At 64.8% G+C, this 16165-nt stretch carries 7 protein-coding genes; 3 read left to right on the forward strand and 4 right to left on the reverse strand.

Annotation, left to right across the window (positions count from 1 at the left end; genetic code table 11):
• Nucleotides 1–21: 21 nt before the first annotated feature.
• From AC6CIG_RS12290 to AC6CIG_RS12300, 3 genes are all read left to right on the forward strand, one after another.
• Nucleotides 22–453: a DUF1810 domain-containing protein gene (locus AC6CIG_RS12290; protein ID WP_437411820.1), complete on the forward strand. Its 432-nt coding sequence runs from the start codon at nucleotides 22–24 to the stop codon at nucleotides 451–453.
• A 466-nt stretch (nucleotides 454–919) separates the two neighbouring features.
• Nucleotides 920–1597: a methyltransferase family protein gene (locus AC6CIG_RS12295; RefSeq protein ID WP_437407912.1), complete on the forward strand. Its 678-nt coding sequence runs from the start codon at nucleotides 920–922 to the stop codon at nucleotides 1595–1597.
• Between the two features lie 184 nt (nucleotides 1598–1781).
• Entirely contained in the window at nucleotides 1782–2252 is a 471-nt protein-coding gene (locus AC6CIG_RS12300) for an aminoacyl-tRNA deacylase (RefSeq protein WP_018094065.1), read from the forward strand.
• Nucleotides 2253–2298: 46 nt separating this feature from the next.
• Here AC6CIG_RS12300 and AC6CIG_RS12305 read toward each other — a convergent pair whose 3' ends face one another.
• The 4 genes from AC6CIG_RS12305 to AC6CIG_RS12320 form a co-directional block, all read right to left on the reverse strand.
• Nucleotides 2299–2796, reverse strand: a complete 498-nt coding sequence (locus AC6CIG_RS12305) for a hypothetical protein (protein WP_026168521.1) — start codon at nucleotides 2794–2796, stop codon at nucleotides 2299–2301.
• Between the two features lie 1082 nt (nucleotides 2797–3878).
• Nucleotides 3879–7055: a DUF7933 domain-containing protein gene (locus AC6CIG_RS12310; protein ID WP_437411821.1), complete on the reverse strand. Its 3177-nt coding sequence runs from the start codon at nucleotides 7053–7055 to the stop codon at nucleotides 3879–3881.
• Between the two features lie 306 nt (nucleotides 7056–7361).
• Nucleotides 7362–13274, reverse strand: a complete 5913-nt coding sequence (locus tag AC6CIG_RS12315) for a hypothetical protein (RefSeq protein ID WP_498322761.1) — start codon at nucleotides 13272–13274, stop codon at nucleotides 7362–7364.
• Between the two features lie 54 nt (nucleotides 13275–13328).
• A complete protein-coding gene (locus AC6CIG_RS12320; RefSeq protein WP_437408051.1) occupies nucleotides 13329–16016 on the reverse strand; it encodes a hypothetical protein in 2688 nt (895 codons plus the stop codon).
• Nucleotides 16017–16165 lie beyond the last annotated feature (149 nt).

The raw sequence follows: 16165 nt of genomic DNA on the forward strand, positions 1-16165 counted from the left end.
GGATGAACCGGTGAGAGGGTGATGACGAGGGAGGCATTCGATCTCGAACGCTTCGTCGCGGCGCAGGAAAGCACCTATCCGGCTGCCCTTGCGGAGCTTCGTGCCGGGGCCAAGCGGACCCACTGGATGTGGTTCATCTTTCCGCAGATCGCGGGCCTCGGCCATTCGCCGACGGCCCGATTTTATGCGCTGTCGGGCCTCGGCGAGGCGCGCGCCTATGTCGAACATCCGCTTCTCGGCCGACGCATCCTCGAATGCACGGAAGCGGTCAATGGGGTCAGGGGGCGCAACGCTCTTGAGATCTTCGGCCGGCCGGACGATCTGAAGTTTTGCTCATCGATGACGCTCTTCGAAGCGGCGGCGCCTGATGTCGGCGCCTTCACCCGGGCACTCGACCTTTACTTCGACGGCGTCCGGGACCCGAGGACGATCGAGATTCTCGGGAAGAGCTGAACCGCGCTCAAAAGGACGCGGCCGCTCCCTGCGACAGGACGAGCAGGAACAGCACCGCACAGACCGTCAGGCCGGCGATGATGAGCATCAGTTCCTTCATCATATAGCGATACATCGCGTCCCTCCTTTGCGGACGGCGAGTGCTGCTCCAGCACCGCACGTCCTGTTCGACGTGCAAGGGGCTGTAGTGCTTCGCATTGCCGCATGCCTTGATCCTGAGCCGGTCATGGCCCAAGCGAAGGTGCAGCGGATCTAATATGGGAATCCGTTATGCGGCTTTAAGTTCCGCGCGAAGCACAAGTGTGTGAACGCTGGCAAGCACCCGATGGAACGTCGCGGGCGCGCCCCGTTCAATACCACTTCACCCGCCTGAGATGAGAGTTGCGAGCGCTGGCCGGAACACTATCTCCAGGAGTCCATCGCTCTAAAGCGCCCTTCATCGCACAAACTACGCAGGAGCTTGCTCATGCTTGTCAGGCTGACCGTACAGACGATCGTCTGGTTCGGGTTCATCGGAGCCGTCCTCTTTCTTTCCGCCGGAACGCTCGCCTGGCCCGCGGCGTGGAGCTACCTGTTCCTCATGCTTGCGCTTTCGTTCTTCGTCGGGCTGCTCCTTGCCCGGCACGATCCCGCGCTGCTCAAGGAAAGGCTGGCTCCCCCAATCCAGGAAGGCCAGCCGCTCGCCGACAAGGTGCTCCTTTCGGTGATCCTCCTGTTCCTTGTCGCCGGCTTCGCCTTCATGGCCCTCGATGCAGCGAGATTCAAATGGTCTTCCATGCCGGTCTGGGTGCAGGCTCTGGGTGCGCTGCTTCTCGTCCTCTCCATCGGATTCAGCTATCGGACATTGCGCGAAAACAGCTTCGCATCGCCGGTCGTCAAGGTGCAGACGGAGCGTGCGCAAAGCGTGATCACCACGGGACCCTATCGTTACGTCCGTCATCCCTTCTATACGGGCAGTCTTCTCTTCGTCGCCGCAACCTCTTTGTTCCTGGGCTCCTGGTGGGGGCTGCTCGTGGCACTCGGACTGGCGGCATTGCTCGCGATCCGGGTCGGCATAGAGGAAAAGGCGCTGCGTACGGGGCTCTCCGGCTACGCTGCCTATGCGGAACGCGTGCGCTACCGGCTCGTGCCCTACGTGTGGTAGCAGACCCGGCCGTTGGCCGTTGACTCCTCCGATGATGAGAGGAGAATGTCATCTTCCGCGTCACTACAGTGCCCCGCGTCCCGCCGGACGCCCGAAAGCTGCTGTAGCACTTTGAAGCGCTGCATTTTTTTCTTGAGTCCAAACGGCTTGGGGAGACTGCAGCAGGATAGGAGAGGCGCCTACGATGACGATCGCCAGGAGACTTCAGGACTATATCGACAGCGAAGGGATCACCTACGACACCCTCGCGCATCACCGTACCGCAACCACCAGTCAGACCGCCGAAGCCGCCCATGTGCCGGGCAACAGGCTCGCCAAGTCCGTGGTCGTTCACCACGAGATGGGCTATGCGCTCGCCGTCGTCCCGGCCACGCATCGGGTCGAGCTCTCCACCCTGCAGGACGTCATGAACCGCCGTCTCGGCCTCGCCTCGGAGGAAGAGGTCAGCGAGCTCTTCAACGATTGCGAGACCGGAGCCGTCCCGCCAATCGGGGAGGCCTATGGCGTGCCGGTCATTCTCGACGAGAGCCTCGACAGGGCAAACGACGTCTATTTCGAGGGCGGCGACCACAGGACGCTCGTGCATATGAGCGGCACCAATTTTCGCAACCTCACGAAGGACGCGCGGGTCGCCCGGTTCAGCCACCCGTCATGATCGGGACAGCGGCACAGGCAGGCCCGATGCCGCTCAGCCTTCTTTGCTACTGCCCGACCTGCACGCGGTAGACGGTGACCAGGGTTGCGCCCGGCGCGAGAGCTTCCGCAAGCCGCCAGCGGATCTGGCGGTAATCCGATGCCTCGGCCACGACGCGGCTCTTCGTCCCGTCTGCCAGAACGACCGTCTTATAGGCCGGGATACTCTGCCAGGATTCACCCTCGATCAGCACCTCGAAGGCCGCCTTCTGCGAAACCGCCAGCCCCGCATCTATGAACGAGGTGTTGGCCGGGATCGGCCCATTGATGATCAAGCCGGAAAGCGGTTCTTTCGACACGTTGCTGTAACGTCCCGTATATTGCAGGAGAGCACCCGGAGCAGCCGCATCGGCCGACGAGAAGGTCTCCTTGCCGTCCTCCCCGGTCTCGACGCTTTGCGCTGCAAGGCTGACCGACAACGGCGCCGCCTGTTCCTGCGCGGCCACGTTCCACGAGGCCAAGGCAAGCCCGGCCGCCAAGAGCGATGATATGATCCAGTGCCTCACAGTGCCTCCGTCCGAAACGCCGTCCATCTGCCGGCTGCAGAATGGCAATACGACGCACGATTTGCCGCACGGCCGGGGCGCCGATCGCTCCCGGCCAGCGTGAATTTCACACCCGTTTAGGCCACGAATGCCCGCTTATGCGCAAATAAGACTGCCCCTCGCGCCGCTTGTTTGATTCCTCATTCCTGTGCTTGTTACAGGAATCCAGCCAGACCAGTCCTTGGGTTGGAAAGGCTCTTCCGCTCCGCAGACGCGGCGCTGCTCTCATCCCTGTGACGAGCACAGGGATGAGGTGGAGAGGGTGCGGTCCCTCGGCGCGCTTCATACCGTGAAGATAGTGGGGCGGCGCGGAAGGTCGCGGGTCACGCCCGTATACAGCGTCCCGCTCTGCTTTCGATGCGAGATGTAGACGTAATCTTCATTGCTGCACGGGTTGACCATTCCCTCGCACATTCGCAAGCGAAAGTCGTAGTCGCCGCATGTCCCCGTCCCTCATTCCTGTGCTTGTCACAGGAATCCAGCCAGACCAAGTCCTTGGGCTGGAGAAACTCTCCCGCGCCGCAGACGCGGCGCTGCTGGATCCCTGTGACGAGCACAGGGATGAGGTGGAGAGGGTGCGGTCGCTCGGCGCGCTTCATAAACCGTGAAGATAGTGAGGCGGCGCGGAAGGTCGCGGGTCAGGCCCGTGTACAGCGTCCCGCTTCGCTTCGATGCGAGATGTAGACGTCATCTTTCATTGCTGCACGGGTTGACCATTCCCTCGCATATTCGCAAGCGAAAGTCGTAGTCGCCGCACGTCCCCGTCCCCCTCATTCCTGTGCTTGTCACAGGAATCCAGCCAGGCCAAGTCGTTGGGCTGAAAGAACGCTTCCCGCGCCGCAGACGCGGCGCTGCTCTCATCCCTGTGACGAGCACAGGGATGAGGTGAGGAGAGATCGCAGTCCTCCGAAAAGCACTTTGAGCTGCTGCATGTTTTTGTCCTTTGATCGGCTACGATCAGGGACACATGCAGTGGCGCACCGTCGGTACTCAAGGAATTCAAACGCATCGCCATGCGTGCCGACAAAACCGCTCAACAGCCCTTAGTTCGCGATCCTGACCTGGAATGCGACGTTGCCTGTGGCGCCGGGGCTCATGGTTCCCTTGCAGTACCAGCGCAGGGGGCCTGCATAGCCGCTCACGCCTCCGGCGGCCGGAACGGCCAGGGTGCAGCTCATGCCCGATGGTGCGACTGCGGCAGCGGGGGGACCGGAGAGCCTGGTATAGGCCGGCGTCTCGTCGTGGATCGAGAGGTCGGACACCGCCTCTGCCGACGGGTTGGTGAAGGCGATCCGGTATTCGAGGATGTCGCCGGGCGCGCCGGCCGAGGAGACCGCGAAGCCGCTGCCCGACGTGATGTTGCGCACCCGCTTGACCAGGCTGATCGTGCCGGCTGCCGGAACCGTGAGCACGTCGTGATCGGTGAGCGGTGCCAGCGACGCCAGCGTGCCCGAAAGCACCGTGTCGGCGGTCACGTCGTATTCGAGGGCGGCGCCCCCGGCCGTACCGGCCGACGCCTGCACCCGCACGATCAGGCATACCTCCTCGCCCGCGGCGACGCTGACCGCTCCGGCCGCCGCGGTTTCGCCGCTATCGAGCGTTCCCGAGCAGTCTTCATCCCGAAAGAGCGTGTAGGTGAAGGCGGACAGAGCGGGCCGGCCGATGGCATTGGCGATGGAGAAGCTGGCCGTCGCCGCGGTCGTGGCCGTGTAGCGATGCGCCAGAAACTCCGTGCCGCCCGGCGCCACCGTCGCCGCGCCGTCATCAGCAAGTCTCGGCTTCTCGATGACGCCGAAACGGACGGAATGATAGTCGGTCGTCGTATTGTAGGTGAAGGCGACGGCATCGTATCCGGGCGTCGCGACCGTGCCGCCGGTATTGCCGGCTCCGCCGCTGACCCCGACAAGCTCGGTCACCGGATCGCGCACGACGCAGACGCTGGCCCCGCCGGCAGGCCCGGCAAGCGGCAGCGAGAACGTGCCGTCGCCGGCCGTAACCGTGCTGGCATAGGTAGTGGCCCCGCAATCGGTGAAGCGGACAGGAACGCCGCCGAGGCCTGCCTCGCCGCCGTCCAGTGCGGCGTTGTGGGCGGTGCCGCCGCCGGTGCCGTCGTCGCGGATCACCTGTCCGGAGAGAGTGAAGCCGACAAAGCGGTTGGTGAAGCTGCAGACGAGCTTGGCGCCGGCCCTGGCGTTCGCCGCCGGGATCACCAGCGTTCTGCCGTCGGCAACCGAGCCTATCACTTCTCCCCGGGGATTGCCGGTTTGCTGCCAGTTCTGATCCTCGCAGCGCGCCGAGCCCAGCCGCCACCCGGGCGGCAGGGACTCCTCGATCGCGGTCGGCACATCCGCCGCGGCGAGCGTGACCGGATTTCCGGTCACCGCGGTCCCCGGCGCCGACGTCGCAAGGCTGTAGCTGCCGTCGGTCGGAAAGCCGTTGTGGTTCGCCGCCGTGCCTTTGAAGGTGAAGGTCCCCGTACCGCCATCGGAGATCTTCGCGATCGTCACGACCGGCGTGACGGGCGTGACACCGAGGCACTGGTCGGTCACCGTGTTTGCGAGATTGGCCGAGATCGCGGTGATATTGGCCGCACCATTGGTCGTGCTCGGATTGGCGCAGGAGGCCGGGTCCTGCGATGTCGCCGTCGTGACCTGCGCCGTCACCGTGCAGCTGCTCGGTCCCGCTCCCAGACTGCCACCGCTCAAGGTGACCGTTTTGCCGTCGGCGCTGCCGGTGACCGTGCCGCCGCATTGCGAGGCAGCCGGTGCACTGGCGAGCGTCAATCCATTCGGCAGCGTGTCGGTGAAGGAGAGCCCGGTCTGCGCGCCCGAACCGCTCGGGTTGGACAGCGTGAAGGTCAGCGTCGTCGCCTCGCCTTTCTTGATCGAAGCGGCGCCGAACGCTTTGGTCAGGGAGGGTGTCAGCCGGATGCTGACACACTGATCCGTTACGCCGTTCGCCAGGTTGGACGAAAGCCCGGAAATATTGCCCGGACCGTTGGTGGTGCTCGGATTGGGGCACGATGCCGAGCCCTGCGACGCCGCCGCCGTGACCTGCAACGTCACCGTGCAGCTGCTCGGCCCCGCTGCCAGACTGCCACCGCTGAGGCCGATCGTGCTGCCGTCGGCGCTTCTCGATACCTCGCCCCCGCACTGGGATGCCGCCGGCACGCCGGCCACTACGAGACCGCTCGGCAGCGTATCGGTGAAAGAGAGCCCGTTTTGCGCGGCCGCACCTGCCGGATTGGTGATCGTGAGGGTCAACGCAACGTTTTCGCCTTTCTTCACCGAACCTGCCGCGAAACTCTTGGAAAGGGACGGTTTCAGCTCGAGGATTTGCACATAGCCGTCGGCACCGTTGCGGCCATTAGAGGAATTGGTCGCGGTCGACGAGGTGGAAGGACCCGTCGCGAACAGGCTGCTTTGATTGCTTCTGCATGAGCTTCCGCCCGTCGAGGGAGTTCCGTTGTCGGAGGCATTGTACGCATATCCCGAGCCGGCTACGCCTCCAGCATACCCACCTCCGCCGCCGCCGCCGCTGCCGCCGCTGTTAACTTTAGCCGCTGACGCGCCATTGCCTGAGGTGTTGCAGTTGGATCTCGATACGAACCCGCTGGCGTTTCCACCGTGTTCGGGAGAGCGGTAGATAAAGTTCGAGTCTCCAGCGCCGCCGCCGCCGCCGCCGCCGCCGGCCGCCTTCAGTATGCTTGTCCCATTTAGCGCGAGCGAGGTGCCGCCGCCGCCGCCGCCGCCAAAGGTGCCCCCGGTTATGACCGTCCTTCCGCCGCCATCGCCGCCGCGGCCCACGCCGGTGCCTCCTTCTGCATAATCGCCCGGCAGAAAGCCGCCTTCGCCACCGCGCGCAACAGTACCGCTGATCGTGTCGCCGGGGACAACGTTCACGATCGCATCGATGATATGGGCGGCGCCGCCTCTGCTGTAGCCGGTATCGATAAACTCGTTACCGGCGCCGCCGACACCGCCGACCACCCGTACCTTCACGCGGGTCACGCCGGGCGGGACCGTGTAGGTGTACGATCCGGGACCGAAGGTCTCTGCCTGCGCCGACGTCACGAGCGCCAGAAGGTCGATGACGGCCAGTGCCGCGAGCGCACATGAAGAGACCACCCGCGCCGTGCCCCCGAACCAGGAGCCCGGCGCACGGGCCTCCCTTGCGGCAAAGCGCGCCAACCGGGAGACGGCTGCGGACCCCGCGATCATATCAGGACCGGCCCGCTGCCCGGCAACGTCTCACGGAAGCAGGCGAAATATACCCGGTGGCCGTCATTGACGAGAGAGGCGGTTGCGCTTTTGGCAAAACGGGGCAGAGAGATCATCAAAAATTGCTTTCCTTCCGCATGGTTCATCTGGTTCGCGATCCTGACCTCAAATCCGGCGTCGCCGGTTCGCCGAGCGCAAGAAGCTTGCGCGAGGCGGCGATCGCCCACATCGTTGCCCCGTATGGTATCCGTCTGCAGCGGGAGGGCGGAGGCTCCTGGCCGGAAGACGTTTCCGAGTGCCCGGTCATCACCTGCTCTCCCCTTCGACCGGCACCGTCAAACCCGCACGGTCGAAAAAGCCCCAGAGCGAATCGTCGAGCTTGATCGACAGCCGGACATAGGGGCCGGCCGTATAAATTTCCGAGACGCTCGAGGCATTCACCTTGGTAAGGTTATAGCCTGCGGCGAGGAGCACGTTCTTCGTCGGCACGAAGCCGATCTCCGCCCCGAAGCCGCTATGGCTCTGGCCGGTGGGCGGATCGTGGAAGAGCGTGCCGTTGACGCCCAGCCGCAGGCGCAGTTCATCCTCCAGTTCGAAGTCCCGCTCGATGCCCGTTTGCGCGAGAAGGACGAAAGTGTCACCGGTCACGTCGCCGACCGACTTCGCCTGGTACTGCCCGGCCTGCTTGGCGGTGATGCGCATATCCGTGCCGAGCGCCCAGGAACCGGCGGCCGACCAGTAAGCCGTGTCGGCATTGATATCCGTGGCGAAGTCGCGCTCCACTCTGATGCCGCCGAGGAACAGGGCGTCGATGCTCTCCTCGTCGGGCCTGAGCGCGGCGCCGATGCGCAGGTGATCGCGCAGGCGCTGTTGCGTGTCGGTGTCCGCCGTGGCCAGGCGGTTTTCGATGGCCCAGGTCCACTCGCCGGCCCGCTGGCTCCAATATTGCTGGCCGTAAGCCGTATAGCCACCGTCCTTGAAGGACAGTTCGGCACCGAGGCCAAGCCGCGCGTTTCCGTCGCGGAGCGTTGCGAGGTAGCCGGCCGCTAACGTGGTCTGCGGCGTGTCCTCGTCGTCGTCCACGCCGAAAGGCAGCCCGATCAGTTCGTCGAGATCGTAGGGCTGGAAGCGCTCGATGCTCGCATAGACGCGCGTGTCCTCGCCAGCGATCCAGCCCGGCAGATCCCAATGGCCGATCTCCCAGTCGCCGGCGACACCGCCCGCGAAGCCGGTCTGCGAACCGCCACGCATCTCCCCGAAAGTCTTCACGTCGTCGCTGAAACGGTATTCGACGCCGGTCTTCATCGTTCCGGTCGCACCGTCGGCGCTGGAGAAATCGAGAAATTCCGATCCGCTCGTAGCCCAATCGACGCCCGTATAGACCTTCACGCGCTCGTTCACCTGATAGGATGCCTCCAGGAGAGCACGCAGATGCGAGAAGTCGGTGAGGTCTGCCTCGACCTCGCCTTTGAGGGCCAGGCTGGGCAGGGCGGCCGGGCTCCACTCGGCGCCGAGAACGCCCGAGGGCACTGACCGCGGCTCCTCGCCGTCGCCCGGTTCGAGGCGGACGAAGCGCATGCCGGCCGAGATGGTAAGCTCGGGATTGATCATCCAGCTCGGCAGCACTTCGACGCCGAAGCGTTCGTTGCCCGAAGGCATCTGCTGGTCGTAGAGCGCCGAAGTCGTGATCTTGAGGCGGGGCGAGACGTTCCAGTCGGCCGACACGTTCACCTCGGCACTGCCGGGGGAGAGAGACGAGCCCTCGGCGAAATCCTCGTCGGCCCGGGCGGCGCCGACGCGGAGCGTGACACGCTCTCTCTTGACCTCGTAGCCGAGACGCGAAGCAAGGCCGGTCTCGCCATCCTTGTCGACGGTCTGCGCTACTTCGACCTCGGCTTTTCCATAGGCGCCGAGATCGGCCGACACATATCCCGCGCGCACGGTGCGGCGATCGTCGAAGCTGCGCTCCGCTTCGGAGCGTATTTCGCGGTAACCGACGGCGATGCGGTCGTTCACCCGGTAGCGCGCCTCTCCGGCATAGACCCAGTAGGCGTCGCCGTCCGTCTCGAGCTCGTAGGTGACGCGGATGAAGTTCGGGTTGCCGTCGCCGTCGAAAGCCGGGACCGGCGTATTGAAGATGATCGCGTTGCCGAAATAGTCCAGCCGATAGTCGTCGAAGCGCTTGAGGAGCACGGTATCGACGACGAGCGAGGGCTGGCGCCGGTCGCGCGTGATCACCTCGACCTGTTCCGAGCCTTCCGCATAGCCCGTCAGGTCCAGATCGTAAGGGCCCGACAACCCCTCGGCACGGAACTCGCGTATGACCTGGCTCTGGTCCGTTCGCCCGGCGAAGAGATCGATGGTGACGGGACCGGCTTCGACATGGGCCCGGGCACCGGTCAGCAGCCTGCTATGGGAGCCGAGCTGAAACTCGCTCGCCTGCGGAGAGATGTCTATGTCGCCGTAGAGAACGTAGTTGAGACCCTTCTCGACTTTCACGTAGAGCCGGGACCGGGACTGGGCGTCATAGCCGCGCTCCGACGCATCGCCGTAAACGGGATAGTAGCGCTCCGGATCGATGTCGCGGAACAGCCGCTCCTCGGTGTCGAGATCACCGTCGTAACGCAGCGTCAGCAGAGCATCGCCCTTGATCTTGCCCTGCAGATAGAGCTCGCCGTCGACACCCGTCGTGGAGGCGTCGAAGCCCTCCAGTCCCGTGGCGGGCTCGACGCTGCCGGGCAGCCGGACCACGCCCTCGACGACACCGGCGATGATCCTCCTGCTGTCGTCGGCCAGAAGCTTGACCTCGGTCTCGAAACGGCCGAGGCCGTTGCGCACGGCGATCCTGTGCGTGCCGGAGAGCGCCGGCGGATAGTAGTCGACGAGTGCCTCCCCCTTGTCGACGAAGATCTGAACCCCCGGCTCGGTGCTGCGGATGTCGTCGGCTCCCCACCGGCCCTGACCGGACGCCTCGAGCGTCACGTCCATGGAGGCCTCGGTGGCCACGCCCTCGGCATCGACGAATCGGATCAGAACCGGGATGGGCGAGGCCGGATCGGCGAAGGCGGCGGGCGGCGCGACGAGTTCGATCCTCGCCGGGCGGCCGGCCGCAAGGACCGTGATTTCCCTGCGCCCGCGGACATTGCCGAAAGGATCCGCGAACGTGGCCTCGAGCGTGTTGCGGCCGCCTTCGAGACGGACCGCGACATATTCCGCCGCCTGAACGCCTCCTGCGGAATAGACGACGCGCTGACCGACCTGCCCTTCGGAAACCGGCTCGCCGTTGAGGTTGAGCCCGAGCTTGCCGTCGGCCGGCCCCTTCACGCGGATGGAAACGATGTCGCTGTTGAGCAGGCTGTCGGATTCCAGGTCGAGAAAGCCGAGCTCGGCGGACAGCCCCTTGATCTCGGCCTCCAGATCTCGCGTGCGTTCGAGAGCCAGCGCTTTCGGCGCGCCGGTGTCGGTATTCGCGGCCGCGGGCTTTCCGTTCTCGGACCGGTCCCGCGCGACGATCTGCGTTTCGGTGTTCTTCGTCGCTTCGCCGCGGGACGACGACAGGCGCCCGAAGTAGTCGACCCACTCCTCGCCGCCGAGTTCCAGCCGTTCCGGAACCGGACCATTCCGGTCCGGGTCCACATTTTCGGCATAGGCCCGCCTGCGGGCTTCGAGTTCGGCGAGAACGTCGTCGCGGCTGACACCCTTTCGGGGCGTGACCGCGAAATATTCGCTCGCCACCTGCCCCGGCAGCATGCGCAGATAGCGGCTGCGGGGGCTCAGCGCGTCGCGCGCCGACGTCGAGCGGGATTCGACGGTCGCCGGCAGCGTAGCCGTCGAAATGGCGACGACATGCGCCCCGGGGGGCAATCCCGGCATCGAATATTTCCCTTCGATGTCGGTCACCACGCTCGCCCCGGTCGAGAATTGAAGCTTGACGCCGGGAATTCCGGGCTCCGCACGCTCGAGAGCGCCTTTCGCCGCATCCCGCCCGGTCGGCAGATAACGGTCCTGCCGCCCGTTCTCGTTGAAATCGATGTAGACCTTGCCGAGGACGACGCCCTCATCGCTGAAGACGCCGCCGTCCCTTTCGATGCGCACCACGGCGCGCGCATCGTTGGAACGCACGGCCCCCCTGCCGGCCAGATGACCCGACGCATGGGCGATATTGGCGAGCTGACCGCTGGCAGTCGGGTCGACGACCGCCATGTAGGTCAGGGTCACCGTACCGTTGGGTCCGACGAATCCGACGTCGAAGACGAGGTTCCGGCCCGGAAATCCCGAGACCTTGACGGGTTTGCCGTCGAGGCGGAGCGTGCCTTCCAGGTAGGTGATGCCCTTCGGCAAGCCCGCATGGATGAAGGCGTCCAAAAGCCCTATGCCGGCGGTATTGGTCAGGGTGAGCGTATAGACCAGAATGTCGCCGGGCGCTGCGATGGCCTGGTCGACCGACTGTTCCAGCCGCAGCGCCGTGGAACCGTCGGGATCGACCGGAATATCGACACCGGTGAAGGAGCCTGTCGTCTTGAACGGCCGCCCGTAGGAGGCATCCGGGTCCAGGTTGCGGCCCCAGGCGGGAAAGGTCGTTCGCGTCGAGGGGAAGGACAGTCCCTCGGGCGGCAGCACCTCGATCCGGTACGTGCCTGCAGTCTCGGCAGCGCTTACGACGTAGAAGCCGCTCACATCGGACACGGTACGCTCTATCTCGGCGCCGGACGCATTGCGGACTATGACGGTTGCGCCGGAGACCGCCGCGTTGCTGGCGGAGTGAAAGACGAAACCGCCGGGATTGACGGTGAGTACGGCGGATACGTTTTGCCCGCCGCACGTTGCGCTTGCGGAAGCTTTCGTGCTCCGGTCCCCCGACAGGATGTTGTCGCCCTCCACCGCCGGCAGCACCCGCTGGATGGGGATGAGCGTGGTGGTGAAAAGGCCCGTATTCGCCCCCGTTTCCGTCGCCAGCACCGTCTCGAGATCGGCCTCCGGATCGGTGGCAATTCTGATTGGAATTCGGTCCACACCGTCGGTGGTGTTGCACGCAGCCGCATCCAGCTTCAGCCGCACGTTGCTGTCGAGCGCCGCGCTGGTGATCGGGGTTCCGTCGGGTGCCGTGTAGGTCAGCGCGGCGCTGCCGCCCTTGACGGGTGTCTTGACGAGGTTGGAGCTTATTTCGACCCAGTCGCCACCGATCTTCTGCCAGGTGGAAGCCGTATTGAGGATCGCGCCCGACTGCATGTTCCCGGCGACGGCGACCTCGAATTCGAGATTGGCGGAGAAACCGGCCGGATAATCGCCCGCCCTGAAGAAGGCGACCGCATCCACCCTCGACATATCCGCGGGAGGCGCCGTCACATAGCTGTGCTGCGGCTGCCCTTCGATATGATAGAGTTCGTTGAAGCCGCCCGTCGCCGACACCGCGGTGACGCGGGTGTTGAGCGGCCGCGGATCACGCACCAGAACGCCCGACACCGGCGACCCGTCCACCCGGACGGCGTTTCCCTCGATCTGCGAGTAGCCGGGGGCGGCAGTGACGCCGTTGTTTCGCAGACGCAGGCTGTAGCGAAGCGGGCCGCCCGCGGGAACTTCGTCCCGGTTGGCCGATTTTTCGAGAACGAGGCCGGCGGAGGAAATCACCACCACGCCGTTGGCCGCACCGGCAGCATCGCCGTCTCTGGCGCTCAGCCGCATGCCTGCCCTGTCGCCCTCCTTCCCGGCAGCCGGCGTTTCGAACTGCACGATCACGGGCAGCTCGGTGCCGGCTGCGAGCTCGATCGCCATGTCGGGCGTGAGTTCCCATTCGCCCGGGTCGGCGGCGCCGTTGCGGTTCTGGTCTATGATGGCGACGAGGTCGGAGAAGTCGGCATCGTCGCCGGAAAGCTGTTCGGTAACGGCCGACGGGCGGGCCATCGCGTTTCCGACGTTGCGAACGTAGAAAGCGAACTGACCGGTCGAACCGGGCGCCAGATAGACGGTCTGATCGTAGACCGTGTCGATGCTCTTCACCTCCTTGACCTTGGTGACCACGATATTGGTCGATACGGACTCCTGAATGCCCAGCTTGGCGTTGAAATACGTAACGGTCGCCCGCGCCTCGATCCTGGCCCCGGCGGGCGGAGGGGCGGAGATAGCGGCAGCCGGGAACATCGAGGCAAGCGCCGCCAGGACGACGATAAATCTGCCAAGTGCCCGATACATTACCGGCATTGTCTTTCCGATTATCCTCATGCAGCGACCTTCGAGCGGACGGGACGGGACCCGCCCGCTCGATCTTCGGCGAAGCTATTGATCGATCCGGACTCGGAACGTGAGCGTCGCTTCCTGGCCGGGGCTTAATGTGCCGTGCTTCGATTGAATGGCGCCGGTCGCGCCGTCGCCCGGCTGCTGCGATATGGACGCCTCGGAACCGCCTGCGGCCGCCGCCGACGAGCCGACATAGGTGGTGTATGCGGGAACCGCGTCGTCGATCCTCAATCCATCGGCGTTTGCGGTCCCCACATTGACTGCCGTGACCCGGTAGACGATGCATTCGCCGGGAGAGGCAGCCTGCGGGTGTGGGCTGAAGTCGACGTCGGCCTCGCCGTTGCATTCGGCATCGAGCGCCTGAACCTTGGCGACGGCGACATTGCCGGACACAACGGTGACGGTTTCAGTGACCGCGTTGTTGCCCGTGTTCTGATCGGTTACCGATGCGCCGCCAGGCCCGGTAAGATTGGTTCCGACGACGATCTTCGCGCTCTCGGAAAGTCCGCTCGCCCCGGTGGAAGGCACCTGGACCCGCGAGAACAGAAGCGCGGTATCTCCCGGAGTGAGACTCCCCTCACCGACGATATCGGCCAGGCTGTTTACGAGCTTATCGCTCGAATCCCATACTCCGTTGCCGTTGATGTCGTGCCAAAGGGACTCGGCGAAACTCGGAAATGCCGGATCATAGCCGATCGCGCCGTTTTTGATCGACACGTTACCGCGGTTCTCCAGCACGTGGGTGATCACCACCACGCCGCCCGGCGCCGCCTGTGCGGTCTGGTCGGTGCTGATCGCGAGATCGATCCGCTGCCTGACCGTGACCCGGTCCAGTTTCGTATCGACAACCGAAGGGCTGCTCGTCGAAGCGGCACGGAAGTAGATATCCGTTTCGCCGAGTGAACTGGGCGGAGCAGACGCCGGAGGCGTGACCCGCGCCGTGAACGTCGCCGAGGCGCCGGGACCGATCACACCGGTATTGGTCACCGTTTCGCTGCCGTTTGTGAACACGACCTGCCACCCGGCGGGCATAGCGCCGGGTGCGAAGTTCGTTTCGCTGAAGGACAGGTTGAAGCTGTCGGGTACCGAACGCTTGTTGACCACGACGAGGGTGAATTCTGCAGCCTCCCCCGGGTCTGTTTCGACGGTCGTCCAGGGCTCGCCCCCATCGTCAACGGCGCCTCCCGAGGCCTTCCCGTCGGCGTTCTGCAGATCGACGGTGCCGCCGCCGACGGCGGACTTGATCTGCAGCCTTGTCCGGTTCGACACGGCCGGGTTGGCGATCGCGGTGGCCGTCACCGTGGCCTCCCATGCCTCCGCGTCCGCCGACCGGGCGGAGCCGGAAGGAAGGTTTGCGCGCACGGAGAGTTTCGACACGGTGTTCGCAGCCACCTGTATGTCCGGCTGGCCGTCACCGTTCGTATCCAGGATCGGCGCACCGTCCGCGACGAAAGTGAAGGTCGTCCCGGCGGGATAATTGCCCGGCGCGGCGGAAAGGTTGAAACGCTGCGCCGTATTCGAATGGTTCGTGATGATCACTTCGAAGGGCACCGGTGTGCTCGAGGGCAGATAGCCCTCCACATAGGCGACGGTGTCGTTTGCCTCCCCGTCCCCGTCCGTAGCCGATATCACGCTGCCGCCGAGATTGTCGTCCGGCAGGTCGCTCGTCGAGCGGCCGGCATAGGCCGGGTCGGTGGCCGAACGATCGGCCAGCGTGACGGCGATTGCGTCGCCGTTGTCGACCGTAATCCGTGCCTCGTTCGACCTTTGCTGATCGGTTTGGTCCGAATCGATCGTACCGGTGTTCGCAATCGTGCCGGCCGCACCGTCCGCGATACTCGCTTCGAATTCGATGTAGCTCGTTTTGCCGACCGGGAGGGCGGAGATAACCGCCTTGAGGCCCAGGGCCTCGTCAAAGGAATAGGATATCGTGTGGCCCTGGCCGTTCTTGTGGTCTATCGCTCCGCCCGCATCGTTCATCGTGCCGCCGTCCGACCATTTGCCCGTTCCCGCCACGTAGACGAGCTCGTCAGGCAGGACGTCCGAGATTTCCACCTGCGTGGCATCGGCTCCGCCGGTATTGGAGTAATTGAAACGGACACGCACCCTGTCGCCGGGTGTGAGAGAGCCCGAGCCGTCCCTATCTCCATCGGCGGCGAGGCTCATGTTCTTGGTGAACTGCAGAACGGCGCCGTCCACGACGTTTACGGTGTCCGTATCGGAGTCGTTCGGCTGGTTCGGCGTGCCGGAAACGAAATTGCCAGCCGTTTCGAGCGTGCTGGCGGCGGTGATCTTGAGCGTGGGACTGCCGGTCGCCCCCGGCGCGACATTGACCTCTACGACCACGCAGGCGCTTTCGCCCGGGTTGAGCGACCCCGTCCGGGTGATCGCCGTCAGCGTGTTCGGGACGCCGTCACAGTCGTCGTCGGCATAGATGCCGGCCACGGAAAGACCGGACCCGAGATCGGAGGTCGTCAGATCGTATCTGTCGGCGGCATTACCGACGTTGGTGACGGTATGCGGGAAGAACGCATTGCCGCCGGCAATGACGTCCTTGCTCGTATCGTTCTCGATCTGGACTCCGGCGATCGTTTTGATCGTCGTCTCGACACGGTTCGAGGTGACCGAGAAGGTCTGTCCGGCCGACTGGTACGTCGCAACCGCCTGATTGCCGATGACCGTACCGGCCGCGGGCGGCGCGGCGGATGCCGACGGCGCCATCGCCAGCAGACCTGCGGACGCAACCAAAAGATGCGTCGATAATATCCTGCCCCACCGGTTCGCGCGCCGGTCGCCCATTTCCAAGATTCTAGAATTTGCTCGCATGCAGTCGCCTTCCCCTGACCGATTTCGAACGGGAATTGCGGGAATCGCCG

The organism is Sinorhizobium sp. GQ132 (assembly GCF_059758575.1).